This is a genomic window from Bradyrhizobium sp. CCGB20, from assembly GCF_024199855.1.
Taxonomy (GTDB): Bacteria; Pseudomonadota; Alphaproteobacteria; order Rhizobiales; family Xanthobacteraceae; genus Bradyrhizobium.
The window spans coordinates 3,166,850-3,191,423 of record NZ_JANADN010000001.1 but is presented as its reverse complement, the minus strand read 5'-3'; the positions used below and the strand labels follow the sequence as shown (position 1 = coordinate 3,191,423).

At 63.7% G+C, this 24,574-nt stretch carries 21 protein-coding genes; 15 read left to right on the top strand and 6 right to left on the bottom strand.

The annotated features are described in order from the left end of the window. Both NLM15_RS14690 and NLM15_RS14685 read right to left on the bottom strand, forming a co-directional pair. Positions 1-843 (bottom strand): IclR family transcriptional regulator, encoded by an 843-nt coding sequence (locus NLM15_RS14690; RefSeq protein WP_254124241.1) that lies wholly within the window; start codon positions 841-843, stop codon positions 1-3. A 175-nt stretch (positions 844-1,018) separates the two neighbouring features. Next, the gene (locus tag NLM15_RS14685; protein WP_254117781.1) at positions 1,019-3,148 is read right to left on the bottom strand and encodes an acetate--CoA ligase family protein; all 2,130 of its coding nucleotides are present in this window, start codon (positions 3,146-3,148) and stop codon (positions 1,019-1,021) included. Between the two features lie 348 nt (positions 3,149-3,496). Here NLM15_RS14685 and NLM15_RS14680 point away from each other — a divergent pair, with 348 nt between their 5' ends. From NLM15_RS14680 to NLM15_RS14665, 4 genes are all read left to right on the top strand, one after another. Further along, positions 3,497-4,192 carry a GntR family transcriptional regulator gene (locus NLM15_RS14680; protein WP_254124240.1) on the top strand — a complete coding sequence of 232 codons (696 nt, stop codon included), beginning with the start codon at positions 3,497-3,499 and terminating at the stop codon, positions 4,190-4,192. A gap of 62 nt (positions 4,193-4,254) precedes the next feature. Beyond that, a complete protein-coding gene (oxc, locus tag NLM15_RS14675) occupies positions 4,255-5,988 on the top strand; it encodes an oxalyl-CoA decarboxylase (RefSeq protein ID WP_254117780.1) in 1,734 nt (577 codons plus the stop codon). A gap of 65 nt (positions 5,989-6,053) precedes the next feature. After that, the gene (gene frc, locus NLM15_RS14670) at positions 6,054-7,331 is read left to right on the top strand and encodes a formyl-CoA transferase (RefSeq protein ID WP_254117779.1); all 1,278 of its coding nucleotides are present in this window, start codon (positions 6,054-6,056) and stop codon (positions 7,329-7,331) included. A gap of 453 nt (positions 7,332-7,784) precedes the next feature. After that, positions 7,785-7,967 (top strand): hypothetical protein, encoded by a 183-nt coding sequence (locus NLM15_RS14665; RefSeq protein WP_254124239.1) that lies wholly within the window; start codon positions 7,785-7,787, stop codon positions 7,965-7,967. 66 nt (positions 7,968-8,033) lie between these two features. Here NLM15_RS14665 and bioB read toward each other — a convergent pair whose 3' ends face one another. From bioB to NLM15_RS14650, 3 genes are all read right to left on the bottom strand, one after another. Further along, positions 8,034-9,038 carry a biotin synthase BioB gene (gene bioB, locus NLM15_RS14660; RefSeq protein WP_254117778.1) on the bottom strand — a complete coding sequence of 335 codons (1,005 nt, stop codon included), beginning with the start codon at positions 9,036-9,038 and terminating at the stop codon, positions 8,034-8,036. A gap of 161 nt (positions 9,039-9,199) precedes the next feature. Beyond that, positions 9,200-10,168, bottom strand: coding sequence for a serine aminopeptidase domain-containing protein (locus NLM15_RS14655; RefSeq protein ID WP_254117777.1), 969 nt, complete (start codon positions 10,166-10,168; stop codon positions 9,200-9,202). 105 nt (positions 10,169-10,273) lie between these two features. Continuing rightward, complete coding sequence (locus tag NLM15_RS14650; protein WP_254117776.1) at positions 10,274-11,488, bottom strand: hypothetical protein; 1,215 nt, start codon at positions 11,486-11,488, stop codon at positions 10,274-10,276. A gap of 95 nt (positions 11,489-11,583) precedes the next feature. Here NLM15_RS14650 and NLM15_RS14645 point away from each other — a divergent pair, with 95 nt between their 5' ends. Continuing rightward, a complete protein-coding gene (locus NLM15_RS14645) occupies positions 11,584-12,273 on the top strand; it encodes a hypothetical protein (protein ID WP_254117775.1) in 690 nt (229 codons plus the stop codon). 128 nt (positions 12,274-12,401) lie between these two features. Then, complete coding sequence (locus NLM15_RS14640; RefSeq protein WP_254117774.1) at positions 12,402-12,845, top strand: SRPBCC family protein; 444 nt, start codon at positions 12,402-12,404, stop codon at positions 12,843-12,845. A gap of 200 nt (positions 12,846-13,045) precedes the next feature. Here NLM15_RS14640 and NLM15_RS14635 read toward each other — a convergent pair whose 3' ends face one another. After that, positions 13,046-14,374, bottom strand: a complete 1,329-nt coding sequence (locus NLM15_RS14635) for an Hsp70 family protein (RefSeq protein WP_254117773.1) — start codon at positions 14,372-14,374, stop codon at positions 13,046-13,048. 292 nt (positions 14,375-14,666) lie between these two features. On the opposite strand from NLM15_RS14635, the gene NLM15_RS14630 reads away from it, so the two are divergent. From NLM15_RS14630 to NLM15_RS14590, 9 genes are all read left to right on the top strand, one after another. After that, positions 14,667-14,804, top strand: a complete 138-nt coding sequence (locus NLM15_RS14630) for a hypothetical protein (protein ID WP_254117772.1) — start codon at positions 14,667-14,669, stop codon at positions 14,802-14,804. A 470-nt stretch (positions 14,805-15,274) separates the two neighbouring features. After that, positions 15,275-16,279 (top strand): tripartite tricarboxylate transporter substrate binding protein, encoded by a 1,005-nt coding sequence (locus NLM15_RS14625; protein ID WP_254117771.1) that lies wholly within the window; start codon positions 15,275-15,277, stop codon positions 16,277-16,279. An 87-nt stretch (positions 16,280-16,366) separates the two neighbouring features. Then, positions 16,367-16,864 (top strand): tripartite tricarboxylate transporter TctB family protein, encoded by a 498-nt coding sequence (locus NLM15_RS14620; RefSeq protein WP_254117770.1) that lies wholly within the window; start codon positions 16,367-16,369, stop codon positions 16,862-16,864. Between the two features lie 73 nt (positions 16,865-16,937). Beyond that, complete coding sequence (locus NLM15_RS14615; protein ID WP_254117769.1) at positions 16,938-18,437, top strand: tripartite tricarboxylate transporter permease; 1,500 nt, start codon at positions 16,938-16,940, stop codon at positions 18,435-18,437. Positions 18,438-18,862: 425 nt separating this feature from the next. Then, a complete protein-coding gene (gene oxlT / locus NLM15_RS14610; protein WP_254117768.1) occupies positions 18,863-20,152 on the top strand; it encodes an oxalate/formate MFS antiporter in 1,290 nt (429 codons plus the stop codon). A gap of 262 nt (positions 20,153-20,414) precedes the next feature. After that, positions 20,415-21,737 carry an oxalate/formate MFS antiporter gene (gene oxlT / locus NLM15_RS14605; protein ID WP_254117767.1) on the top strand — a complete coding sequence of 441 codons (1,323 nt, stop codon included), beginning with the start codon at positions 20,415-20,417 and terminating at the stop codon, positions 21,735-21,737. A 178-nt stretch (positions 21,738-21,915) separates the two neighbouring features. Continuing rightward, positions 21,916-22,344 carry a CBS domain-containing protein gene (locus NLM15_RS14600; protein ID WP_254117766.1) on the top strand — a complete coding sequence of 143 codons (429 nt, stop codon included), beginning with the start codon at positions 21,916-21,918 and terminating at the stop codon, positions 22,342-22,344. A gap of 101 nt (positions 22,345-22,445) precedes the next feature. Next, complete coding sequence (locus tag NLM15_RS14595; protein WP_254117765.1) at positions 22,446-23,465, top strand: 2-dehydropantoate 2-reductase; 1,020 nt, start codon at positions 22,446-22,448, stop codon at positions 23,463-23,465. After that, positions 23,465-24,250: a fumarylacetoacetate hydrolase family protein gene (locus NLM15_RS14590; RefSeq protein WP_254117764.1), complete on the top strand. Its 786-nt coding sequence runs from the start codon at positions 23,465-23,467 to the stop codon at positions 24,248-24,250. Before NLM15_RS14595 ends, NLM15_RS14590 begins: the two co-directional genes overlap by 1 nt. Positions 24,251-24,574 lie beyond the last annotated feature (324 nt).

The following is a 24,574-nucleotide window of genomic DNA, read 5'->3' as shown; positions in this document are numbered from 1 at the left end:
CTAGCGGGGCTTCGGCATCACCCCGCCGAGTGCAGCCGTCAGCTCGCCGGCGACTTCGCGCACGATCTGGCCGATTTCCGGCAATCTGTCGTCGGTCAGGCGGCTGGTCATGCCCGAGACGGAAATCGCCGCGAGCGGCTCGGCGCAGTCGTTGTAGACCACTGCGGCAATACAGCGCAGGCCCATGCAGGCCTCTTCATCGTCGAGCGCGTAGCCCTGCTTGCGGATTTTTTCGAGCTCCTTGAACAGGTCGCTCGGCCGCACGATCGATTTCTCGGTCAGGCGGGGCATGCCGTGATGGCGGATGACGGCACCGACGTCCTCGTCGGAATAGGTCGCGAGCACCGCCTTGCCGACGCCCGACGTCACCATCGCGACGCGGCCGCCGACCTGGGTCAGCGAGCGCATGATCTCGCGGCTCTCCATGCGGGTCAGCACGATGATGAATTCGTCGTCGACCACGGCGAGATTGGCCGTCTCGCGAGTGAGGTCGCGCAGCTTGCGCAGGTAAGGAATGGCCTGGGCGCTGAAATTGCGCCGCCGCGCGAAGCTCGCGCCCACCGTGAAGCTGCGCACGCCGACATGCCATTTGGATTCGGCGCGGTCGAACTGCACGAAGCGGCGGCTTTCCAGCGTCGCCAGCAGGCGGTGTACGGTTGAGGCCGACAAGCCGGTGCGGACGGCGAGGTCGCTGAGGCGGTACCCCTCGTCGTCCTCTGCCAGCGTTTCGAGGATCGACAGCGCGCGGTCGACGGATTGCACGCCGCCGTCGCGCGCATCGTGGTCGGCCTCCGATGGCGATCGGGGCTCGAGCGATTTGCGCCGGATCACGTTCTTGCTCATCGCGACCTGCATTGGTTCTTCTTCCCCTCCCCCCGCTTGCGGGGAGAGGGTCAGGGTGAGGGGGAGCCTCCGCAAGGACGGCAGCAGTTAGACTCGCGGAAGCTCCCCCTCACCCGAATTCGAGCTTTGCTCGAATTCGGCCTCTCCCCGCAAGCGGGGAGAGGCGAACGCCAGCTCAGAGCAGCCCTGCCCCGCGCGCCCACTTGTACTTGGCGCCCAAGACCTCGACCGGCAGCTCGGTCGAATACGCATAGGCCGGGATGCCGTTCTGGTAGAGATATTCGGCGGCTTCCTCGACCTCGACGTCGCCGGCGAGCGAGGCCACGATCGGCTTCACGAAGCCCTTGGCCTCCATCTCCTTCTTCACCTCGACCATGTTGCGGGCGAACACCATCGGCGGCGTGACGATGGTGTGCCAGTAACCGAGGATCAGCGAGTGGATGCGCTCATCCGACAGGCCGAGCTTCACCGTGTTGACGTAGGTGATCGGCGGCTCGCCGCCGGTGATATCCACAGGATTTCCGGCCGCACCGAACGGCGGGATGAACTTGCGGAAGGCCGCGTCGAGATCCGGCGGCATCGACATCAGCGACAGGCCGTTGTCGACGCAGGAATCCGACAGCAGCACGCCCGAGCCGCCGGCACCGGTGATGATCAGCACGTTCTCGCCCTTCGGGGTCGGCAGCACCGGCACGCCGCGGGCGAATTCGAGCAGTTGCCGCAAGCTGCGGGCGCGGATCACGCCCGACTGCGCCAGCACGTCCTCGTAGATCTTGTCGTTACCGGCGAGCGCGCCGGTGTGCGAGGACGCCGCCTTGGCGCCGGCCGAGGTGCGGCCGGCCTTGAGCACGACGACCGGCTTCTTCTTGGAGACGCGCTTGGCGGCTTCCGCGAAGGCGCGGCCGTCCTTGAGGTCTTCGCAGTGCTGCGCGATCAAATTGGTGTTCGGGTCCTGCTCGAAGAAGGCGAGCAGATCGTCCTCGTCGATGTCGGACTTGTTGCCGAGGCCGACGATCGCGGAGACGCCCATCTTGGCCGAGCGCGAGAAGCCGATGATCGCCATACCGATGCCGCCCGACTGCGACGACAGCGCCGCGTGGCCCTTGACGTCGTAAGCCGTGCAGAAGGTCGCGCAGAGATTGGCCGGCGTGTAATAGAAGCCGTAGATGTTCGGCCCCATCAGGCGGATGTCGTACTTCTTGCCGACCTCGACGATCTCGGCCTGCAATTCCGGCGCGCCGGCTTCAGCGAAGCCCGACGGGATCAGCACCGCGCCGGGGATTTTCTTCTCGCCGCACTCGGTGAGCGCCGCGGCCACGAACTTCGCGGGGATCGCGAACACGGCGGTGTCGATCACGCCCGGCACGTCCTTGACGCTCTTGTACGCCTTGTAGCCGAGGATCTCGGCGGCCTTGGGATGGATCGGATAGATGTCGCCCTTGTAGCCGCCGTTGATGAGGTTCTTCATCACGGAGTTGCCGATCTTGCCGTCTTCGGCCGAGGCACCGACCACGGCGACCGCCTTGGGCTGCATGATGCGGTTCATTGCCGCGACGATCTCTTCGGTCGGGCGCGGCTTCGGCTTCGGAACGTAGGCGAAGTCGACGACGATGCGGACGTCGGCGGCGATCGCGCTCTTCGCCGTCGCGAACACGGGGTTGAGGTCGAGCTCAACGATTTCAGGGAAATCGGTCACGAGCTGCGAGACCTTGACGATGACATCGGCGAGCGCCGTACGGTTCACCGGCTCGCCGCCGCGCACGCCCTTCAGAATCTCATGCGCCTGAATGCCGTCGAGCATCGAGAGCGCGTCTTCCTTGGTCGCGGGCGCGAGGCGGAAGGTGATGTCCTTCAAGACTTCGACCAGCACGCCGCCGAGGCCGAAGGCGACCAGCTTGCCGAACGAGCCGTCGGTGATGGAACCGACGATGACTTCGGTGCCGCCGGCCAGCATCTGCTGCACCTGGACGCCCTCGATCTTGGCATCGGCCTTGTATTTCTTGGCGTTGGAGAGAATGGTCTCGTAGGCCTTCTCGGCATCCTCTGCCGTCTTGAGGCCGACGATGACGCCGCCTGCTTCGGTCTTGTGGAGAATGTCCGGCGAGACGATCTTCATCACCACCGGGAAGCCCATCGAGGACGCCATCTTGCCGGCCTCGCCCGCCGACTTCGCCACGCCTTCCTTCGGCACCGGAATGCCGTAGGCGTCGCAGACCAGCTTGCCTTCCGGCGCCGTCAGGCTGGTGCGGTTGTCCGCCTTGACCTGGTCGAGCACCTTGCGGACGGCATCTTTGGAATTGGACATGTGGCTTCTCCCTTGACCTCAGTTCGTTCTTTTCAAAGCGCGCGCGTGTTGCGGCTGCCGGTGATGCTTGCCATTCGCCGCGCTCTGTTCCATGTCGCGGAACGGAGTGGCATAAAGCCGACATTACTCCGCCGCCTTGGATCAAAAATGGCTGGCGATGGCATTTGGTATGCCAGAAGCCAACTTGTCAAGCCGCCGCGTACCTTAGAACGCCGCAAAAAATAGCCAGCTTGACATTCTGGCATGTGGTATGCCAAAAACTTTCCCGTTAATAATCCTGTAAAAGACGACTCCCACTGGAGGAGATTCGTCGTGTCACTGCGGAAACCAACCAAGGCGTTGCCGAACATGGCCGAGGCAGATATCGCAATCGTTCGTATTGCCCCGGAGAGCAGCTTCAAGAACAAGGCGTATGACGCCTTGAAGGAAGCCATCCTCAAGATGGACATCTATTCGACGCCCGAGCCCGTCATGCTCGACGAGCGCGCGTTGTCCGAACGGCTGGGCGTGAGCCGCACGCCGATCCGCGAAGCCATCGCGATGCTCGAGCAGGACGGCTTCGTGAAGACGGTTCCGCGCCGCGGCATCATGGTGGTGCGCCGGACCAAGAGCGAGATCGTCGACATGATCCGCGCCTGGGCGGCGCTGGAGAGCATGGCGGCCCGCCTCATCACCACCACCGCGCGCAAGAAGGACATCTCGGCGCTGCGCGACTTCTTCAAGGACTTCGGCAAGGACCGCCTGCCCGAGGACCATGTCGAGGAATATTCGCGTGCCAACATCGCCTTCCACCAGGCGCTGATCTCGCTGTCGGAATCGCCCGTGCTGGTCGATCTCACCAACGACCTGCTGCTGCACGTGCGCGGCTACCGGCAACTGACCATCGGACGGAAGGATCGCACCGCGACCTCCCTGCCCGAGCATCTCGGCATGATCGAAGCACTGGAATCGCGCGACACCGAGCTCGCCGAGAAGCGCACCCGCGACCACACCCTTGGCCTTGCCGCCTACGTCGAGGCGCATGGCCAGGAACTCTTCACGTAGCAACGTTCACCAGAAGGGCGAAGCACTCGCCCCACTAACTTGAGACCAGGGAGACAAGGCCCATGCTGAATACCGCGACCAAGTCCGAAGCACCGGGCACCGAGCAGGAATTGACGGATGGTTTTCATCTCGTCATCGACGCGCTCAAGCTGAACGGCATCAACACCATCTATAATGTGCCGGGCATCCCGATCACGGATTTGGGCCGCATGGCGCAGGCCGAAGGCATCCGCGTGATCTCCTTCCGCCACGAGCAGAACGCCGGCTACGCCGCAGGCATCGCCGGCTACCTCACCAAGAAGCCCGGCGTCTGCCTCACGGTCTCCGCGCCGGGTTTCCTCAACGGTCTCACCGCGCTCGCGCACGCCACCACCAATTGCTATCCGATGATCCTGATTTCGGGCTCCTCCGAGCGCGAGATCGTCGACCTCCAGCAGGGCGACTATGAGGAGATGGACCAGCTCGCGATCGCCAAGCCGCTGTGCAAGGCGGCCTATCGCGTGCTGCACGCCCAGGACATCGGCATCGGCCTTGCCCGCGCCATTCGCGCCGCGGTCTCGGGCCGTCCCGGCGGCGTCTATCTCGACCTGCCGGCAAAACTGTTCGGCCAGGTGATGAACGCCGATGCCGGCCAGAAGTCGCTGGTCAAGGTGATCGACGCAGCTCCTGCGCAGATCCCCTCGCCCGCTTCGATCAAGCGCGCGCTCGACGTGCTCAAGAGCGCAAAACGCCCGCTCATCATCCTCGGCAAGGGCGCGGCCTACGCGCAGGCTGACGAGGAGATCAAGAGCTTCGTCGAGAAGAGCGGCGTTCCCTTCCTGCCGATGAGCATGGCCAAGGGCCTCCTCCCCGACACCCATCCGCAGTGCGCCGGTGCCGCGCGCTCGACCGTACTCAAGGACTCCGACGTCGTGCTGCTGATCGGCGCGCGGCTGAACTGGCTGCTCTCGCACGGCAAGGGCAAGAGCTGGGGCGAGACGCCGAAGAAGTTCATCCAGGTCGACATCGAGCCGAGGGAAATGGACTCCAACGTCGAGATCGTCGCGCCCGTCGTCGGCGACATCGGCTCGGTCGTCTCGGCCTTCAATCAGGCGATGGCTTCGGGCTGGACCGCCCCGCCCGCCGAATGGACCAAGGCGATTTCGTCCAAGCGCGAAGAGAACGTCGCCAAGATGGCGCCGAAGCTCATGAACAACAAGTCGCCGATGGACTATCACGGCGCGCTCGGCGTGCTGAAGAACGTGATCAAGGATCATCCCGAGGCGATCCTCGTCAACGAGGGCGCCAACACGCTCGACCTCGCCCGCGGCGTCATCGACATGTACCGGCCGCGCAAGCGTCTCGACGTCGGCACGTGGGGCGTGATGGGCATCGGCATGGGCCAGGCGATCGCGGCGGCGCTCGAGACCGGTCACCCCGTGCTCGCGGTGGAAGGCGACTCGGCCTTCGGCTTCTCCGGCATGGAGGTCGAGACCATCTGCCGCTACAACCTGCCGATCTGCGTCGTCATCTTCAACAATGACGGCATCTATCGCGGCACCGACGTCAACAGCGTCAACGCCGATCCGGCGACGACGGTGTTCGTCAAGGGCGCGCGCTACGACAAGATGATGGAAGCCTTCGGCGGCGTCGGCGTGAATGCCACCTCGCCCGACGAGCTCAAGCGCGCCGTCAACGAGGCGATGGCTTCGGGCAAGCCGACGCTCATCAACGCGGTGATCGATCCGGCCGCGGGCTCGGAGAGCGGCCGCATCGGCAACCTCAATCCGCAGAGCGTTCTGCAGAAGAAGAAGTAAGTCCACCCCTCAACCCTTTAATCCCTGCGGTTGGCGGGGGCAGACACAGAGTACGGAGCAACACAATGACCAAAGCGCTCGAGGGCGTTCGCATTCTCGACTTCACCCACGTCCAGTCCGGCCCGACCTGCACGCAGCTGCTGGCGTGGTTCGGCGCCGACGTGATCAAGGTGGAACGCCCGGGCGTGGGTGACATCACCCGCGGCCAGCTGCAGGACATCCCGAACGTGGACAGCCTGTATTTCACCATGCTCAACCACAACAAGCGCTCGATCACGCTCGACACCAAGAACCCCAAGGGCAAGGAAGTCCTCACCGAGCTGATCAAGAAGTGCGACGTGCTGGTCGAAAATTTCGGCCCCGGCGTGCTCGACCGCATGGGCTTTCCCTGGGAGAAGATCCAGGCGATCAACCCGAAGATGATCGTCGCCTCGATCAAGGGCTTCGGCCCCGGACCGTACGAAGACTGCAAGGTCTATGAGAACGTCGCACAGTGCACCGGCGGCGCCGCCTCGACCACCGGCTTCCGCGATGGCCTGCCGCTCGTCACCGGCGCGCAGATCGGCGACAGCGGCACCGGCCTGCACCTGGCGCTCGGCATCGTCACCGCGCTCTACCAGCGCACGCATTCGGGCAAGGGCCAGAAGGTCACCGCCGCGATGCAGGACGGCGTGCTCAACCTCGCCCGCGTCAAGCTGCGCGACCAGCAGCGCCTCGCCCACGGCCCGCTCAAGGAATACAGCCAGTTCGGCGAAGGCATTCCGTTCGGCGACGCCGTGCCGCGCGCCGGCAACGATTCCGGCGGCGGCCAGCCCGGCCGCATCCTGAAGTGCAAGGGCTGGGAGACCGATCCCAACGCCTACATCTACTTCATCACCCAAGCCCCGGTCTGGGAGAAGATCTGCGACGTGATCGGTGAGCCCACCTGGAAGACCGATCCGAACTATTCCAAGCCGGCCGTCCGCCTGCCGCGCCTCAACGAGATCTTCGCCCGCATCGAGCAGTGGACGATGACCAAGACGAAGTTCGAGGCGATGGAAATCCTCAACAAGGACGACATCCCCTGCGGCCCGATCCTGTCGATGAAGGAGATCGCCGAAGACCAGTCGCTGCGCGCGACCGGCACCGTGGTCGAGGTCGACCACCCCACCCGCGGCAAGTACATCTCGGTCGGCAACCCGATCAAGCTGTCGGACTCCCCGAGCGAGGTGGAGCGCTCCCCGCTGCTCGGCGAGCACACCGACGAGATCCTGCGCTCTGTGCTTGGCTTCAGCGATCACCAGGTCGCCGACATCCACAAGTCCGGCGCGCTCGACCCGCCGCAGAAGCAGGCCGCCGAGTAAGCGGACCTATCAGAGAATGACGAAAGGGCCGCCCTTCGAGGCGGCCCTTTTTTGCATGTGAATGCGGTTGGACGGGCAGGCTCAAACCAAAAATTGAAAAACAACCCCATGCACAGTAGCCAACTCATTGGCCGCAAAGACATTTCGATTTTTTCGAACTGCCTTTGACGCGTCGGGCAAAACAGGGGTATTATGCCATCGTCGAGAAATAAATGACTGGTCCCGCGGAACAGATGTGGCGGCTGTTCGTTATGTCCTTGACCGGTGTGCTTTCAGAAGCGAGCATGCCGCCTCCCCAGCGAGTGACTGAGCGCCTCGCAAGAGACCCGCCCAACGCCGAAGAATTGGCCGCCTTCCCGTCCAGAGGGCGTCGATCCGTATCAGCCTGTGCGCGGGAGACGTCGCGCCCGGCACTCCGTCGGGACCACGCTCGTTGATCAAATGGAGATCGAAATGTTGAGAGATCATTCCTCTGATCGAGCCAAGCGTGAAGCCAACAAGGCGTTCAAGCCTGTCAAGACGCAGAAGCCGATGAATGACTACGCGAAGGACCAGCACTCCTTCCACGAAAACCGCGAGCGCCTGAAGGCGGAACGATTGGCCCGCGAGGCCAAGGCGAGAGAACGCACCGAATAGCAATCGACGCACGGCCCAGAGCATGATCCGGAAAGCCGCTCAGCGGCCTTCCGAATCGATCATGCTTCAGAGGGCCTCCAGACCGAGCCGGCGGAACAACTTTCGATCGGCTTCGTCCTGCGGATTGCCCGCCGTCAACAGTGTGTCGCCGACAAAGATCGAGTTTGCGCCGGCAAAGAAGCACAGCGCCTGCATCTCGTCGGTCATGGCCGACCGTCCAGCCGAGAGTCGCACGAAAGAGGCCGGCATCATGATGCGCGCGAGCGCGACGATGCGCACGAACTCGATCGGACCGATCGGCGGCGCTTTCGCCAAAGGCGTTCCCTCGATCGGGATCAGCATGTTGATCGGCACGCTCTCCGGCGCTTCCGGAAGGTTAGCGAGCGTGACTAGCATGTCGACGCGATCCTGTTCGCTCTCACCCATGCCGAGGATGCCGCCGCAGCATACTTTCATGCCGGCCTCGCGGACATGCTCCAGCGTGTCGAGACGATCGGCGAACGTGCGGGTGGAGATGACGCTCGGATAGTAGCGCTCCGAGGTATCGATATTGTGATTGTAGTAATCGAGCCCGGCTGCGCTCAACCGGTCGGCCTGCCCCCGGTCGAGCATGCCGAGCGTCATGCAGGTCTCGAGCCCGAGCTGCTTCACGGCACCGACGACCGCGACGACGGCGTCCATATCGCGCGGCTTCGGGTTACGCCAGGCAGCCCCCATGCAATAGCGCGTCGCGCCGCTCTCCTTTGCCTTGCGCGCCTCGGCAACGATCTTCTCGACGTCCATCAGCTTGGAGGCCGCAACAGCTGTCGCGTGATGCGACGACTGGCTGCAATAACCGCAGTCTTCTGGACAACCGCCGGTCTTGATGTTCAGCAGCCGGCTCAACTGCACGCGATTTGGGTCAAAATGCTTGCGATGTACGGATTGTGATCGAAACAGCAGATCGTTGAAGGGAAGCTGGTAGACGGTCCAGGCATCCTGGCTGCTCCATCTTTGAGCCCCGTCTTGAGTCGTCCGGGATTTTTCTTGCGGGGGAACTTGCTTGGTCTCCCCTTCTTTCGCGCCGAGCATCACAAATCTCCTGACAATGCGGCGGGACCATCGCTCCATCGCAAGCGTTGCGCCAGCCGCAGGGCCGATTTCAAAGCGCAGTCGAACTGTCAGCGGAATCGGACCAGAGTGTGGCGATTTGATTTTGGCGTGGAGAAGAGACCGACAGTGTCAGCAGACACTCAATGGCCTCCAAGCTGCTCACGAAAATACTGCACCACCGCCGCGTTGAACTCGCGATGAAAGCCGACCCTGTCGAATCCCGCCGGCGTATCGGTACAGATGCGGGGGATCGCCGCCGCGAGCTCGGCCGAGCAAGGTGCGAGGAAGGCAAAGTGGCCGGCCGGCACGACGTGAGTCTCGGGCTTGCCCGGCAATCCCTGCGCGACGCGCTCCGTACCCGAACCGTCGCCGACGCCCGGCCCGCCGAACTGCGAGCGCCAGAACTGGAACGGCAGCTTGACCACGGCGAGGTTGTCCTTCGTCAGGAGACCCGGCGCGGGATCAACGATCACCGCAGCGCGGATGCGCGCATCCTGGATCGGGTCAGGCGGCGTTTCGCCATTGTGAAGCTGCGCGCACGTGCCGGTCGTCTCCTTGCAGAGGCCGGCGATCCTCGCGTAATCCGGCTTGGTCCCCATCAGCACGAAGCCGGTAAAGCCTCCGAGCGAGAAGCCGAAGAAGCCGACCTTGACGGGATCGATCACCGCCCTGTCCTTCCAGTCCTTCAGCATGAAGTCGAGCAGGCGCACCATGTCCGCGGGGCGCGATCCCAAGACTGACAGCGTGTCGCGCCGCGAGGAGTCGTTGGCGGTGTCGCCGGGATGATTGATGGCCGCGACGACGAAGCCGGCGTCGGCCAGCGCTTCTGCCGTGTCGTGATGTTGACCGAAGAATCCACCCCGGCCGTGCGAGAGGATGATCAGCGGCAGCTTTGCGCCCGTGACCGGACAATCCTTCACACCCTCCAGGTCGAAATCGGCGCCGACCGAAAGCCTGCCGAGCGCCACATGCGTCGGCTTCGCCGCGCACGGATACCAGATCGCGCCTGACAGCGCCGGATCGGACTCGATAAGCTGAATGCCCGCGGCTTCGGCGGACGAGCCAAGACAGCAAAGAATGACGGCAAAAGCCCAAAGCGTGCTGCGCAACGGAAGCCCCCTGATTTCGCGCAGGAGTTGAGCCAAGGAACGATAGCGGAATTATGGCTTCAATTTATCGAGCGGCGGGATGACTGGCGCCCTGACCGATCGGGCTCAAAGCCGCGCCGATGGCACGACCCGGGCAAGCAGGGGGACGTTGGAGCGCCATAGCATGCAATCGCGTGCCCGCGCCGATTGGTCGGCCGCAAGCTCGAGAATTTGCTGACGTGAGAACACGTGCCGCTCGCAGAAAAATGGCCGGAGAGGCGCGCGCGAGAAGAAATTGTAGAACAGCGCGCAGCGGTCCCGCGCGATCGCCGGCCGCCCGCGATGGTAACGGCTCGCGACATCCGCGAAGATCACTGTACCCGCCCTGCCGGTGCAGGTGGTCACGTCACCGCTCTTCAGCGTCGTGCCGAGCCTCTGCTCCAGCATCTCCTGCGTCAGGATGGGGAAGTTGGAGCCGTCGAGCGCATCGCTGCCCGCAAACGAGCGATGCAGGATTTCGAGCGGGCCGGCGTCCATGTCGACATCGTGCAAATAGACGACGACCTTGACCATGCGCCGGTCCTCGAGGTCGCGATGCCATCGGCGCGCCGCCACCTGCCGGCCGTCGGCCAGGGTGTAAAGGAAGTTCAGCGTGCCATAGGCGGATGGCAGGCCGAGATACGTCTCGACGATGTCGAGGATGCGATCCTGGAGAGGCCATCCGACGATATGCGGATGCCGCATCATGGCGTCGGCACCGACCCGCACGGTATATTCACCGGCAAATTCGCCCTTCCCGGCGCGGAGCGAGTAGGTGTTTGCGATTTCGGTCGCCGATGTCCAAAGCGCTTCCGTGCCGGGCAAGCCCAGCTTGTCGAGCGAGGTGATATGGACGCCGTGCTTCTCCAGGCCGGCGACAATTTCCATGTCGAGCGCGGGGAGCTTGGGCAGGCGCGGCCCGTAGGACGCCCGCGCCGTTTCGTAAGCTTCGTTCAGTCGTCGGCTGATGCTCGGCATTCCAAGCAGTCTCGAAGCGGTCTCTGCGGGCAGGCTGCGAACACGGCGCGCGAGCCGGTAGCGCACGGTCTTCTGCTTCATGTCGTCAATCCGCCTCGTGTCATCGATGTCCGGCGCGTGCGACGTGTCGTCAGACGCAGCCAGTTGCCGACTAATCCGGGAGCATGGCGGCCAAAATCCGGCTCTTGTGTTTCGATGTGTGAACCGGGTTCTGTTGCTTGTGATTTTTAACGAACACGACGGATCTGCTGCATGCCGATTCATCACGACGCCGCCCAGATGCGAGTCACCTGAGCGCCGCGCGAGGCTGTTTTTTCTCGGCAAGGAAGAGCTTCTGTGCACAATAGGTCACGCGCCGCCCCGGGGCGCGGTGGTAGCATGTCCAACGCCGCTTCGGGAAAAGAGAGATCGAGGTCAGTATGTCACTGCTAGGCAAGGCCGCCGTCGCGATGTGGTGGAGTGTTCGCGCCGAGCAGCGCGCGGAGTTCGGCGACTGGCATTCGCATGAGCATTTTCCGGAGCGGATGAGCATTCCCGGCTTCCGGCGCGGATCGCGCTGGACCAGCACGACGGACAGTGAAGGTTTCTTCGTGCTGTACGAGCTGGAGCAATATGAGGTGCTCACGTCGAAGGGATATCTCGACCGGCTCAATGCGCCGACGCCGTGGTCGACCAAGATGATGCCGCACCACCTCGGCATGGTCCGCAGCCAGTGCCGCGTCGCGGCGAGCTTTGGCGGTGGCGTCGCGACCGCTCTCGCCACCATCCGGCTTTCGCCGGAGGCCGGACGCGAGGCGGAGTTGCAGACCCACCTCGCGGGCACGCTCGGCACCCTGACACAGAAGCCCGGATTGACGGGCGCCCACCTCCTCCTCACCGACACACCCAAGACGAACGCGCCCACGACCGAACAGCAGATCCGCGGCAAGGACGGCGCCGCCGACTGGATCGTGCTGCTGTCAGGTTACGATGCCGATGTGGTCGAGGGTGTGATTGCCGGCCAGCTCTCGACGTCATCGCTTCACGCGGCAGGCGCAAGCTACGCTTCGACGATCGGCCGCTACAGGTTGGCGTTCACGATGACGCCGCAGGATGTCGCAGCCGTCTAGTCTCTTGGCCAGAGCCAGGAAAAAAATTCGAGTGCCCTGTCGGATCGGCAGCTTCCCGGTCGTCCTCGTGACATGAATGGGCCATAGACGCCAAACTCGGGCCCATCACATCAAAGAGGATAACAATCATGCCCGGCACTGTCCGCCTGCACCGCGTTCTCGCCACCAGCCCGGAGAAGGTCTATCGCGCCTTCCTGGAGGCGGATGCGATGGCGAAATGGCTTCCGCCGAACGGCTTCACCTGCACCGTGCATCATTTCGAGCCCAAGGTCGGCGGCACGTTCAAGATGTCGTTCCGGAATTTCACGACGGGCCACAGCCATTCGTTCGGCGGCGAATTTCTCGAGCTCGCGCCGGGCGAACGCCTCCGCTACACCGACAGGTTCGACGACCCCAATCTGCCCGGCGAGATCCAGGTGACCGTGATCCTGAAGAAGGTCTCGGTCGGCACCGAGGTCGACATCACGCAGGCCGGCATCCCCGACGTCATCCCGACGGAAGCCTGCTATCTCGGCTGGCAGGAATCGCTGCGCAATCTGGCGAAGCTCGTCGAGCCGGAGATCAACCAGTAGGCCCTAGATTGGGAATGACCCGGTGGGCGGCGTCTTTGTGGCCATCCTTCGAGACGCCCGCTTAGGCGGGCTCCTCAGGATGAGGAGCGAGGGCGCGGCAGCAATTTCAGCGGGCGCCGATGCTGCTCAGCCTCATCCTGAGGAGACCGCGAAGCGGTCGTCTCGAAGGACGAGGCGCGCGCTCAAATCGCGCAAAGGGCCTACGTGCCCTTCGGCGTAATGCCGCCGCTGGCGGTCCAGCGGTCGGGGTCGGGACTGTGCCCGATCAAGGCGAGGCCGTAGGCGATCGACTCGAACTGGTCACCGGACATCAGCCGCTCGTTGCCGAACCTGTCGGCGAACAGCTTTCTCACGGCGGGCACGAACGAGGTGCCGCCGGTCAAGAACACCTTCTCCACCTCGCGCGCTGTGATGCCGGCTTCGCCCAGCACCTTGTCGACGGTGGCACCCAGCCGCGCGATATCGTCGGCAATCCAGGATTCGAAATTCTTCCGGGTGATGGTCGAGCCGATATCGACGCCCCCGCCCTTGAAACGGAAGTCCACCTGATCCTGCGCCGACAGCGCGACCTTGGCTTCGGATACGGCACGGTACAGCGAGAAGCCGAGGTCGAAATCGACGATGGTGATGAAATCCTCGAGCAGCTTGGGCTTCAGCGCGGTGCGCGCGAGCTCGCGGAGCTCGCGCAGGTCGCCGTTGCTCTTCATCATCGCGAGCTGATGCCAGCGCGCGAGGTTGGTGTAATGGCCGCTCGGGACCGGCAGCACCTTGTCGAAGGAGCGGAAGCTGGAACCCTTGCCCAGCCGCGGCGAGACGACGTGATCGACGATGCGGTAATCGAACGTGTCGCCGGCAATGCCGATGCCGGCGTGTCCGAGCGGCTCGGCGCGCAGGACGCCGCCCGCGCGTGAGAAGCGCATCACCGAGAAGTCGCTGGTGCCGCCGCCGAAATCGGCCACCAGCACGGTGGCATCGCGCTCGAGCTTTCGGGCGAAGGAGAACGCGGCGCCGACGGGCTCGTAGACATAGCGCGCGTGGCCGGCCCCTAACCGCTCGAACGCGGCCCGATAGCGCTGCATCGCCAGCGCCTCGTCGGGATTGCCACCGGCGAAGCGCACGGGCCGGCCGACCGTGATGTTGGACGCCTCGAAGCCGAACCTCTCGCCGCCATGACGCGCCAGCGTACGCAGGAACGCCGCCAGGATGTCCTCGAACTTGAAGCGCTGCCGGAACACCTGCGTGGTGTTGAAGCTGCTGCTCGCCGCGAACGTCTTGAACGACTGGAGGAAGCGGTAGACATGGCGGCCTTCGAGGAACTGCTCGATCGCCCACGGACCGCCCTCGGCCTGGGCGCCGGCGCCCGGCCGGTCCTCCCAGAAGCACAGCGCCGACACATAGGTGCTGTGACGCTGGCCGCCGTGGTCGAAGCGGATGGCCTCGACCCGGCGGTCGTCCGCCGCGAGGGCGACGACCGTATTGCTGGTCCCAAAATCGATGCCGATCGAGACGGCGGCCGAGGCGCTCGACATGAACCACTCTGACAGTTGATTGGAAAAGGGGGCAGACCACTACCGGCTTTGACCTGCCCTGCCAAGGCCCGGGTGCCGTGCGAATCCCTTCAAATTCGCCTCAATGGGCCGCTTCCGCAGCCGTTTTTGCAATTTTCAGTCCGAAACGGACCCGTTAACGCAGCATTATGCTGCAATGCGAGAGGCTGCATGCTGCTATGCAAACAAGCGCATGGACAGTGGCATCTGGTATACATAGATTGCCCTTCGAAATGAGACAGCAATACTGACCGTCTCAAGAAAGGGAATTCCGATGTCTAAGATCGCCGCGGTCGCTCTCGCCCCCTCCTCCTCGCTGTTCGCCCGCTTCATGGCCGCGGTCGACCGCTTCCTGATGGCGAGCGCCGAGATCTCCAATCACAACGGCGACCTGCCCCGCTTCGGCCTCTAAGGAGGTTTTCCCCGCGCAGCCGCAACGGCGCCGGTTGGGAAATTCCGTAGAACGCTACGTTTGATCAAATGGCCCCGCATGTCGGGGCCATTTTCGTTTCCAGGCCTCGCATCGCGCGCGAACACAACTGCGACGATTGGTCCGCAGACGTACCCCGCTGATCCAATTGTTTGTCTGCTGGTATCTCGCATACCATTCGGCAACCAAGAACACTTGCACAACCGAAGGTGCAAGGCGGGGATGCGTAACGCAGGACGGAACCGGCCAGGGGCGAGGCACGCTTGCCGCCAACCTTGACGGAGCCTTAGCCGAAAGAAGCGGATGCCGCGGCCTTTCCCTGCTCATAGAGTTTCGTTTGGGCTGCAATGGGAGATCGACCACAAAAGGTGACCCCAAGCATGTGAATCGAGATGGGCTGACGCAAGCCGGCAAAGAGCGGCTGCGTTCGAGGTTCGACAGGGAGAGAAAAGATGAAGCCGTTCGTTCATGCCGCTTTGGCGGCAATCGCGATGTCGTGCGCCGGCAGCACCGCAAGCCTTGCGGCCTGGGAGCCGGTTCGTCCGGTCGAGTTCATCGTGCCCGCGGGCACCGGCGGCGGCGCCGATCAGATGGCACGGACCATCCAGGGCATCGTCACCAAGCACAATTTGATGAAGCAGCCGCTGGTCGTCATCAACAAGGCCGGCGGCGCAGGCGGCGAAGGCTTCCTCGACGTGAAGACGTCGACGAACAACCCGCACAAGATCATCATCACGCTGTCGAACCTGTTCACGACGCCGCTCGCTACGGGCATTCCCTTCAACTGGAAGGACCTGACCCCGGTCGCGATGCTGGCGCTCGACGAGTTCGTGCTGTGGGTCAACGCGGAAAAGCCGTACAACAGCGTCAAGGACTACGTCGACGCCACCAAGAAGGCGCCGAGCGGCACCTTCAAGATGGGCGGCACCGGCTCGAAGCAGGAAGACCAGATCATCACGGTCGGCATCGAGAAGGCGATCGAGGCGAAGTTCACCTACATCCCCTACAAGGGCGGCGGCGAAGTCGCGGTCCAGCTCGTCGGCAACCATGTCGATTCCACCGTCAACAATCCGATCGAGGCGGTTGCGCAATGGCGCGGCGGCAAGCTGCGTCCGCTCTGCGTCTTCGACGCCCAGCCGATGGCCTATGACGAGCCGATCGCCGACGGCAAGGCCTGGAAGGATATTCCGACCTGCAAGTCGCAGGGCCTCGCGATGGAATATCTCATGCTGCGCGGTATCTTCATGTCGCCCAAGGCGACGAAGGATCAGATCGAATACTACGTCGAGCTGTTCAAGAAGGTTCGCGCGACGCCGGAATGGCAGGACTTCATGAAGAGCGGCGCCTTCAACACGACCTTCCTGGCCGGAGCCGACTACGCCAAGTGGATCGAGGCCGAAGAAAAGCGCCACGAAGGCTTGATGAAGGACGCCGGCTTCCTCGCGTCGGGAAACTGATCCGCGACATCGATGACGGCCCGAGGACGCTGGTCGTCCTCCGGTCTGCCGTGACCGCGAAAGACTGCGATTCTGCCTGGAGGTCCCATGACTGAACAATCCGGATCCGAATCTGGCCCGGCACACAAGACGCTGGAGATCGGCATGGCGCTGCTGATCGGCGTCTTCGGCCTGGTCGTGATCTTCGGCAGCCTGAAGGCCGGCATCAACTGGGGCGCGGAGGGTCCGCGTGCGGGCTTCTTCCCGTTCTATGTCGGCGTCGCCATCGTCGGCGCAAGCGCCATCAATCTCTGGAGCGCGCGTCGCGACGACGACGACCGGCTGTTCGCGGCATGGGGACAGCTTCGCCAGGTCATGAGCGTCGTCGTGCCCACCGCGATCTATGTCGGCTCGATGCCGTTCATCGGCCTCTACGTCGCTTCGATGCTGTTCATCGCCTGGTTCATGCGCTGGCTCGGCGGCTATCGCTGGCTGACGGTCATCGCGGTGGCGGTCGGCATGCCGGTGGTGACCTATCTGGTTTTCGAGCGCTGGTTCCTGGTCCCGCTTCCCAAGGGTCCGCTCGAGGAATGGCTCGGGCTGTAAAGGGCCTTGCCTGTAAAGGGCTTGGCCTTCAAGCGCTCGCCTTCATTCAATTATTGCTGCAGGACGTATCGATATGGAAGAGTTGGCCAATCTGTTTCACGGCTTCGCGGTCGCGCTGCAGCCCTACAACATCCTGCTGATGATCATCGGCATCACGCTCGGCGTCATCATCGGCGTGCTTCCGGGGTTAGGTGGCGCCAACGGCGTGGCGATCCTGCTTCCCCTGACCTTCAGCATGCCGCCGACGTCGGCCATCATCATGCTGTCCTGCATCTATTGGGGCGCCTTGTTCGGCGGCGCCATCACCTCGATCCTGTTCAACATACCCGGCGAGCCCTGGTCGGTGGCGACCACCTTCGACGGTTATCCGATGGCGCAACAGGGCAAACCCGGTGAAGCCCTGACGGCCGCCTTCACCTCCTCCTTCGTGGGCGCGCTGTTCGCCGTCATCATGATCACGCTGGTCGCTCCCCTGGTCGCGGGCTTCGCGCTACGATTTGGCCCGGCGGAGAAGTTCGCGGTGTACTTCCTCGCCTTCTGCAGCTTCGTCGGCCTCAGCAAGGAGCCGCCGTTCAAGACCATCGCGGCGATGATGATGGGCTTTGCGCTCGCGGCGGTTGGCCTCGATTCGATCACGGGACAATTGCGGCTGACCTTCGGCGCCACGGAGCTGCTCAACGGCTTCGACTTCCTGATCGCCGTGATCGGCCTGTTCGGGATCGGCGAGATCCTGCTGACCATGGAGGAAGGACTGGCTTTCCGCGGCGGCAACGCGAGCATCAACCTTCGCGTCGTGCTTCAAACCTGGCGGGAGCTGCCCGCCTACTGGATGACCTCGTTGCGCTCCTGCCTGATCGGATGCTGGATGGGCGTCACGCCCGCTGGTGCCACGCCCGCATCCTTCATGAGCTATGGCATCGCCAAGCGGCTGGCGCGCCGCGGCAACAATTTCGGCAAGGGCGAGATCGAAGGCGTGATCGCGCCGGAGACGGCCGCGCACGCCGCGGGCACCTCCGCGCTGCTGCCGATGCTGTCGCTCGGCGTGCCCGGTTCGCCGACGGCGGCCGTGCTGCTCGGCGGATTGCTGATCTGGGGCCTGCAGCCCGGCCCCATGCTGTTCGTCGAGCAGAAGGAATTCGTCTGGGGCCTGATCGCCTCGATGTATCTCGGCAATCTCGCGGGCCTCATCGTCGTGCTGACCTGCGTGCCGGTCTTCGCCGCGATCCTCCGCGTGCCGTTCGGCATCATCGCGCCGCTCATCCTGGTGCTCTGCGCGATCGGCGCCTATTCGGTGCACAACAGCACCTTCGACGTGATGCTGATGCTGGTGTTCGGCGTGCTCGGCTATCTCCTGAAGAAGTGCAACTACCCGCTCGCGCCGCTGGTGCTCGCCATCGTGCTCGGCGACAAGGCGGAGGAAGCCTTCCGTCAATCGCTGCTGGGATCGCAGGGATCGCTCGGCGTGTTCTTCTCCAACGGCCTCGTCAGCACGATCATGGCACTCGGTCTCGTCGCCCTGTTCTGGTCCGCGATCCAGGAAGGCTACAGCCGCCTGCGCACGTCGATGGCGTGACGCGCGGCCTGCGTCAGGCTGCCGCGAGAGTCGCGTCAAATCCGCCGCACCCCGGACTTCTGGAATAAAGAATTCCAGGAAATGCGCGGTCGCCACACGACCGCGCGCCGATCTGCGCGTGCTGCGCACACCGACTGGTCGGACGCTGAAAATCCCTGAGCCGCCGGTTTTCCAGAGCTTGCTTGCGGTCTCGCGCGGCGCCGAAGATTGACGTGAGATCAATGCGTTGAGTGCCAACGACCGCTGTTCCCATGAGTGTGCCGGCGGCGATTGGGGCTTTACAATTCCGCGGCCGTGACGCATGTGAACAGGTCCGCGATATTTCGCCGCACCCTCCAGTCCCTCTGTTGAATCTTGGCATAATGAATACCAAGATGCGGGACAGCGCACGCATAAAAATGATCGGCGCCTTCGGGAGGGATTTAATGACGGACATGGTGCAGTCGACAGCGGCCCCAGGTGTCGCGCGCGTAAGTGATGCCTATCGCTGGACGCAGTTGGCGGTGGGCGTCGCCGCGATGGTGATGATTGCCAATTATCAATACGGCTGGACGTTCTTCGTCCCCGACATCCAGAAAAAGTTCGGCTGGGATCGCGCGTCGATCCAGTGGGCCTTTACGCTCTTCGTGCTGTTCGAGACCTGGCTCGTGCCGGTCGAAGGATGGTTCGTCGACAAATACGGTCCGCGCATCGTCGTGCTCGTCGGCGGCGTGCTCTGCGCTGTCGGCTGGGCGATCAACGCGCAGGCGACCTCGCTCAACGGCTTCTATCTCGGCATGATCATCGCAGGCATCGGCGCCGGCGGCGTCTACGGCACCTGCGTCGGCAATGCGCTGAAGTGGTTTCCGGACAAGCGCGGTCTCGCCGCGGGCATCACCGCTGCGGGCTTCGGTGCAGGCTCGGCGCTGACCGTCGCGCCGATCCAGGCCATGATCAAGGACAGTGGTTTCCAGACCACCTTCCTCTATTTCGGCCTCGGACAAGGCATCATCATCTGCATCCTCGCCTTCTTCCTGCTGGCGCCGAAAGCAGGCCAGGTGCCGAACGTCGTGGCGAACGCCAACCTGGTGCAGAGCCGCCGAAACTATCAGCCGACCGAAGTTCTGCGTCAGCCGATCTTCTGGCTGATGTACTTCATGTTCGTGATCGTCGGCGCCGGCGGCCTGATGGTGACGGCCAACCTGAAGCCGATCGCGGCCGACTGGAAGGTCGACAACGTGCCGGTCACGCTGATGGCGGTGACGATGACCGCGGTGACGTTCGCAGCGACGATCGACCGCGTGCTCAACGGCCTGACCCGTCCGTTCTTCGGCTGGATCTCCGACATGATCGGCCGCGAGAACACGATGTTCATCGCCTTCGGCATGGAAGGGTTCGGCATCTGGATGCTCTACCTCTGGGGCCACGATCCTCTCTGGTTCGTGCTGCTCTCGGGCTTCGTGTTCTTCGCCTGGGGTGAGATCTACTCGCTGTTCCCCTCGACCTGCACCGACACGTTCGGCGCCAAGTTCGCGACCACCAATGCCGGCCTGCTCTACACCGCGAAGGGCACCGCCGCGCTGCTGGTGCCGATCGCCAACTACATGCAGCAGTCGTCGGGCACCTGGGACAGCGTGTTCATCATCGCGGCCGGCGCCAACATCCTGGCCTCCCTGCTGGCGATCATGGTGCTCAAGCCCTGGCGCAAGGTCGTGGTCGCAAAATCGACGCTCTGACGCGCTTCACCACACAACGTTCAAGCAACGACGCCCGGCCTCACGGCCGGGCGTTTTCGTTTTGCACGAATTTCTTCAGATTCCGGTAATCCGAACGGAACCATGCATTTTGCTGCGCCGCGGCGCGAGATAGGGCTTGCCTTCTGGGATATGGTATACCAATGTCCTCTCTGCGCTTGCGACGATAAGCCACAACATTTGCGACATCGGGTCACCTTGCAATCCCAGGTCGCAATCAATCAGGCGCGTTGGGAGGTTCTTGATGATTTCCAGCCCGGATGGCGCCGTCACAGCCGCGCCTCTTCGCACAGGTTTCCGTTGGCTTCAGCTGGTCATGGGCATCGTCTGCATGGCGATGATTGCCAATCTGCAATACGGCTGGACGCTGTTCGTCGATCCGATCGATCACGAGCACCATTGGGGTCGCGCCGCGATCCAGCTCGCCTTCACCATCTTCGTCGTCACCGAGACCTGGCTGGTTCCGATCGAGGCCTGGTTCGTCGACAAGTACGGTCCGCGCATCGTCATCATGTTCGGCGGCGTCATGATCGCGCTGTCCTGGGTGCTCAACTCCTACGCTGACTCGCTCACCCTGCTCTACGCTGCCGCCGTCGTCGGCGGCATGGGCGCCGGCGCGGTGTACGGCACCTGCGTCGGCAACGCGCTGAAATGGTTCCCCGACCGCCGCGGCCTCGCCGCCGGTGCGACCGCTGCCGGCTTCGGCGCGGGCGCCGCGCTCACCATCGTGCCGATCGCGACCATGATCGCAACGAGCGGCTACCAGCACGCCTTCCTCACCTTCGGCATCGGCCAGGGCGTGATCGTGTTCGTGCTCGCCTTTTTCATCCAGCCGCCGCGGATCTCGATCCCGCCGAAGAAGAAGCAGCTCAATCTGCCGCAGACCAAGATCGACTTCACTCCGCCGCAGGTGCTGCGCACCCCCATTTTCTGGGTCATGTATCTCGTTTTCGTCATGGTCGCCTCCGGCGGCCTGATGACCGCGGCGCAGATCGGCCCGATCGCGCACGACTACAAGATCGCCGACACGCCGGTGACGCTCGCAGGCTTCCAGATGGCGGCGCTGACCTTCGCGATCTCGCTCGACCGCATCTTCGACGGCTTTGGACGCCCGTTCTTCGGCTGGGTCTCCGACACGATCGGCCGCGAGCACACCATGTTCATCGCGTTCGGCACCGCTGCGCTGATGCTCCTGACGCTGTCGGCCTACGGCCATGTCCCCGTCGTCTTCGTGCTCGCGACCGCGGTGTATTTTGGCGTGTTCGGCGAGATCTATTCGCTGTTCCCCGCGACCTGCGGCGACACCTTCGGCTCGAAATTCGCAACCACCAACAACGGCATGCTCTACACCGCGAAGGGCACGGCATCCCTGCTCGTCCCGCTCGCGAGCGTGATCTCGGCAACCTACGGCTGGAAGGCCGTGTTCGTGGTCGCGGTGGCGTTGAATGCGACGGCGGCGCTAACGGCGCTGTTCGTGATCAAGCCGCTGCGCCGCTCCTTCATCCTCGGCAAGGAAGCCGAGAGCGCGGGCACCGCCACCGGCAATGCCAAGACCGAGACGGCGTAACAGCCACACACCTTGGACGGTTGAGACTGGGGCGCAGCGATGCGCCCCTTTCTTTTTGGCTCGATGGCAAACGTCAGCATTCCTGCCGCAAGAATTTTCGGATCAGCCAAATCGAGCGCTTGACGATTGGCATTATGTATACCACACTTGGCCAACATTTCACCCGAGGGAGGTTGCAATGCTGGTCGGAGATATTCTGCGCAAGAAGACGCCGCGCGTCGTTACGGTGCGAATGAACGAAACGGTGGGTATTGCCGCCAAGCTGATGCGCGCCAACAACATCAGCGCACTGGTGGTCAAGGACGTGGTCCGCTCCGAGGGCAACACCGCGGTCGGCATGTTCACCGAGCGCGACGTGGTGCGCGCGGTCGCCGAGCACGGTGCGAACGCCATCAACGTGAAGGTCTCGCAACTCGTCTCGGTGCAGCAGCTCGTCTCCTGCACCTCGACCGACACGATCGAGCACGTCCGGCACCTGATGAACCGCAATCACATCCGGCACCTGCCCGTGATCGACGATTACAGCCTCGTCTCCGTCATCAGCATGCGTGACATCGCTGCTGCCATGGACGAAGCGATCAACGGCGCGCCGCAAGCGGCAGCCTAAAGCGACACACACTTCCCCTGCGACTACCGGCCCCGGCTCGGATCCCATCCGCGCCGGACCGGATCTTGCGTCCCAAAATTCCGGTTTCCCGCGAGGATTTCATGAAGATCTGCATCTACGGCGCCGGCGCGATCGGCGGATATCTCGGGGTTCAACTCGCGCGCGCTGGCGCCGATGTCAGCCTGATCGCACGCGGCGCCCACCTTGCCGCGATGCGCGAGCACGGCCTGACGCTGCTCGCGGGCGAGGAGAAGCACACCGTGCATCCGCGCTGCACCGACGACCCCGCCGAGCTCGGCGTGCAGGACTACATCATCATCACGCTGAAGGCGCATTCGATCACCGGCGTGATCGAGAAGATGCAGCCGCTGCTCGGGCCCCACACCCGCATCGTCACCGCCGTCAACGGCATTCCCTACTGGTACTTCTACAAGCACGGCGGCCAATACGAGAATTCGACGCTGGAGAGCATCGATCCCGGCGGACGGCAGTGGCGCGAGATCGGCGCCGAACGCGCCATCGGCTGCATCGTCTATCCCGCCACCGAGATCGAGGCGCCCGGCGTGATCCGCCACGTCTACGGCAACAATTTTCCGCTCGGCGAGCCCTCCGGCGAGATCACCCCCGACGTCCAGCGCCTCGCCGATCTCTTCGTCGCCGCTGGATTGAAAGCCCCGGTGCTCGACCGTATCCGCGACGAGATCTGGCTCAAGCTCTGGGGCAATGTCTGCTTCAATCCGATCAGCGCGCTGACCCATGCAACGCTCGACGTGATCTGCACCGATCCGTCCACCCGCGCGCTGTCGCGCGCGATCATGGTGGAGACGCAAGGCATCGCCGAGACGTTCGGCGTCAAATTCCGCGTCGACGTCGAGCGCCGCATCGAGGGCGCCCGCAAGGTCGGCGCGCACAAGACATCGATGCTCCAGGATCTCGAGCGCGGCCGTCCGATGGAGATCGACCCGCTCGTCACCGTGGTGCAGGAGATGGGCCGCCTCACCGGCATCGCCACGCCCGCGCTGGATTCGGTGCTGGCGATGGTGACCCAGCGCGCCCGCATCGCAGGACTCTATGACGGCGTTTCGACGCCGGCAGATCCCCGCGCACTGGCGGTGGCGTGATGGCAAGCGAGATGAAGCAGTGGCTGCGCTTCCGCCACGCCGGTACGACCGGCTTCGGCACGCTGACGCCCTCGGGCATCAGCGTGCATGAGGGCGAGATGTTCGGCCGCAACGTAAGCACCGGCAAGATTCTGGCGCTGTCGGACGTCGAGCTGCTCGCGCCCTGTGCGCCCAGCAAGATCGTCGCGCTCTGGAATAATTTCCACGCCCTCGCCGCCAAACTGAATCAGCCCGAGCCGCCGGAGCCGCTCTATCTGCTCAAGGCCACCACCAGCATCACGACGCCGGGCGCCGTGATCCGCCGCCCGTCTTACTACGACGGCAAGACCACTTATGAAGGCGAGCTCGGCATCGTCGTCGGCAAGACCTGCGCCCGCGTCTCGCCTGCTGAAGCGGACAGCTTCATCTTCGGCTACACCTGCGTCAACGACATCACCGCCAACGACATCCTGACCAGCGATCCCACTTTCCCGCAATGGGCCCGCGCCAAGGGCATCGACGATTACGGCCCGTTCGGCCCTGTGATCGCCACCGGCCTCGATCCGGCCAGGCTCGTGGTCCGCACCATCCTCAACGGGGCGGAGCGACAGAACTATCCGATCTCGGACATGATCTTCACCGCGCAGGAGCTGGTCAGCAGGATCTCTCACGACATGACCCTGCTCCCGGGCGATCTCATCGCTGTCGGCACCTCCGTCGGCGTCGGCGTGATGAAGGAGGAGGTGAACATTGTGACCGTCGCGATCGACGGCATCGGCGAGCTGACCAACGAGTTTCGGCTGTAGCCTCGCCGTCATTTCCCCGGCGCAACTCCGTCGTGCCCCGGAATGAAGGCTCGCCGGTCATTTTCGCCGCAGCGCGGCAAAATTGATCCTGCGCAAATTGCACCGTCACGGCCGCGCTATTCTCCCCGGCAATCGATTTCTGATGCCGGGGAGGACGCCATGACGAATGCCGAGTATGCGCTTTTGTGGACGGCTCTGTACTTTGCTCTCGCGTTCGCTGCGATCTTCGTGGTCTGGTTCGCCGACAAGATGCGCTCGAACTTCCGCGGGAAATGATAGACTGAAGTTCGCCTCGCCTCGACGCCGGTTGCTGGTGCCGTACCC

Excerpts from the sequence above, each read along its gene's own strand:
- NLM15_RS14690 (WP_254124241.1), bottom strand. The coding sequence starts at position 843 with ATGAGCAAGAACGTGATCCGGCGCAAATCGCTCGAGCCCCGATCGCCA.
- NLM15_RS14685 (WP_254117781.1), bottom strand. The coding sequence starts at position 3,148 with ATGTCCAATTCCAAAGATGCCGTCCGCAAGGTGCTCGACCAGGTCAAG.
- NLM15_RS14680 (WP_254124240.1), top strand. The coding sequence starts at position 3,497 with ATGGCCGAGGCAGATATCGCAATCGTTCGTATTGCCCCGGAGAGCAGC.
- oxc (WP_254117780.1), top strand. The coding sequence starts at position 4,255 with ATGCTGAATACCGCGACCAAGTCCGAAGCACCGGGCACCGAGCAGGAA.
- frc (WP_254117779.1), top strand. The coding sequence starts at position 6,054 with ATGACCAAAGCGCTCGAGGGCGTTCGCATTCTCGACTTCACCCACGTC.
- NLM15_RS14665 (WP_254124239.1), top strand. The coding sequence starts at position 7,785 with ATGTTGAGAGATCATTCCTCTGATCGAGCCAAGCGTGAAGCCAACAAG.
- bioB (WP_254117778.1), bottom strand. The coding sequence starts at position 9,038 with ATGCTCGGCGCGAAAGAAGGGGAGACCAAGCAAGTTCCCCCGCAAGAA.
- NLM15_RS14645 (WP_254117775.1), top strand. The coding sequence starts at position 11,584 with ATGTCACTGCTAGGCAAGGCCGCCGTCGCGATGTGGTGGAGTGTTCGC.
- NLM15_RS14640 (WP_254117774.1), top strand. The coding sequence starts at position 12,402 with ATGCCCGGCACTGTCCGCCTGCACCGCGTTCTCGCCACCAGCCCGGAG.
- NLM15_RS14635 (WP_254117773.1), bottom strand. The coding sequence starts at position 14,374 with ATGTCGAGCGCCTCGGCCGCCGTCTCGATCGGCATCGATTTTGGGACC.
- NLM15_RS14630 (WP_254117772.1), top strand. The coding sequence starts at position 14,667 with ATGTCTAAGATCGCCGCGGTCGCTCTCGCCCCCTCCTCCTCGCTGTTC.
- NLM15_RS14625 (WP_254117771.1), top strand. The coding sequence starts at position 15,275 with ATGAAGCCGTTCGTTCATGCCGCTTTGGCGGCAATCGCGATGTCGTGC.
- NLM15_RS14620 (WP_254117770.1), top strand. The coding sequence starts at position 16,367 with ATGACTGAACAATCCGGATCCGAATCTGGCCCGGCACACAAGACGCTG.
- NLM15_RS14615 (WP_254117769.1), top strand. The coding sequence starts at position 16,938 with ATGGAAGAGTTGGCCAATCTGTTTCACGGCTTCGCGGTCGCGCTGCAG.
- oxlT (WP_254117768.1), top strand. The coding sequence starts at position 18,863 with ATGACGGACATGGTGCAGTCGACAGCGGCCCCAGGTGTCGCGCGCGTA.
- oxlT (WP_254117767.1), top strand. The coding sequence starts at position 20,415 with ATGATTTCCAGCCCGGATGGCGCCGTCACAGCCGCGCCTCTTCGCACA.
- NLM15_RS14600 (WP_254117766.1), top strand. The coding sequence starts at position 21,916 with ATGCTGGTCGGAGATATTCTGCGCAAGAAGACGCCGCGCGTCGTTACG.
- NLM15_RS14595 (WP_254117765.1), top strand. The coding sequence starts at position 22,446 with ATGAAGATCTGCATCTACGGCGCCGGCGCGATCGGCGGATATCTCGGG.
- NLM15_RS14590 (WP_254117764.1), top strand. The coding sequence starts at position 23,465 with ATGGCAAGCGAGATGAAGCAGTGGCTGCGCTTCCGCCACGCCGGTACG.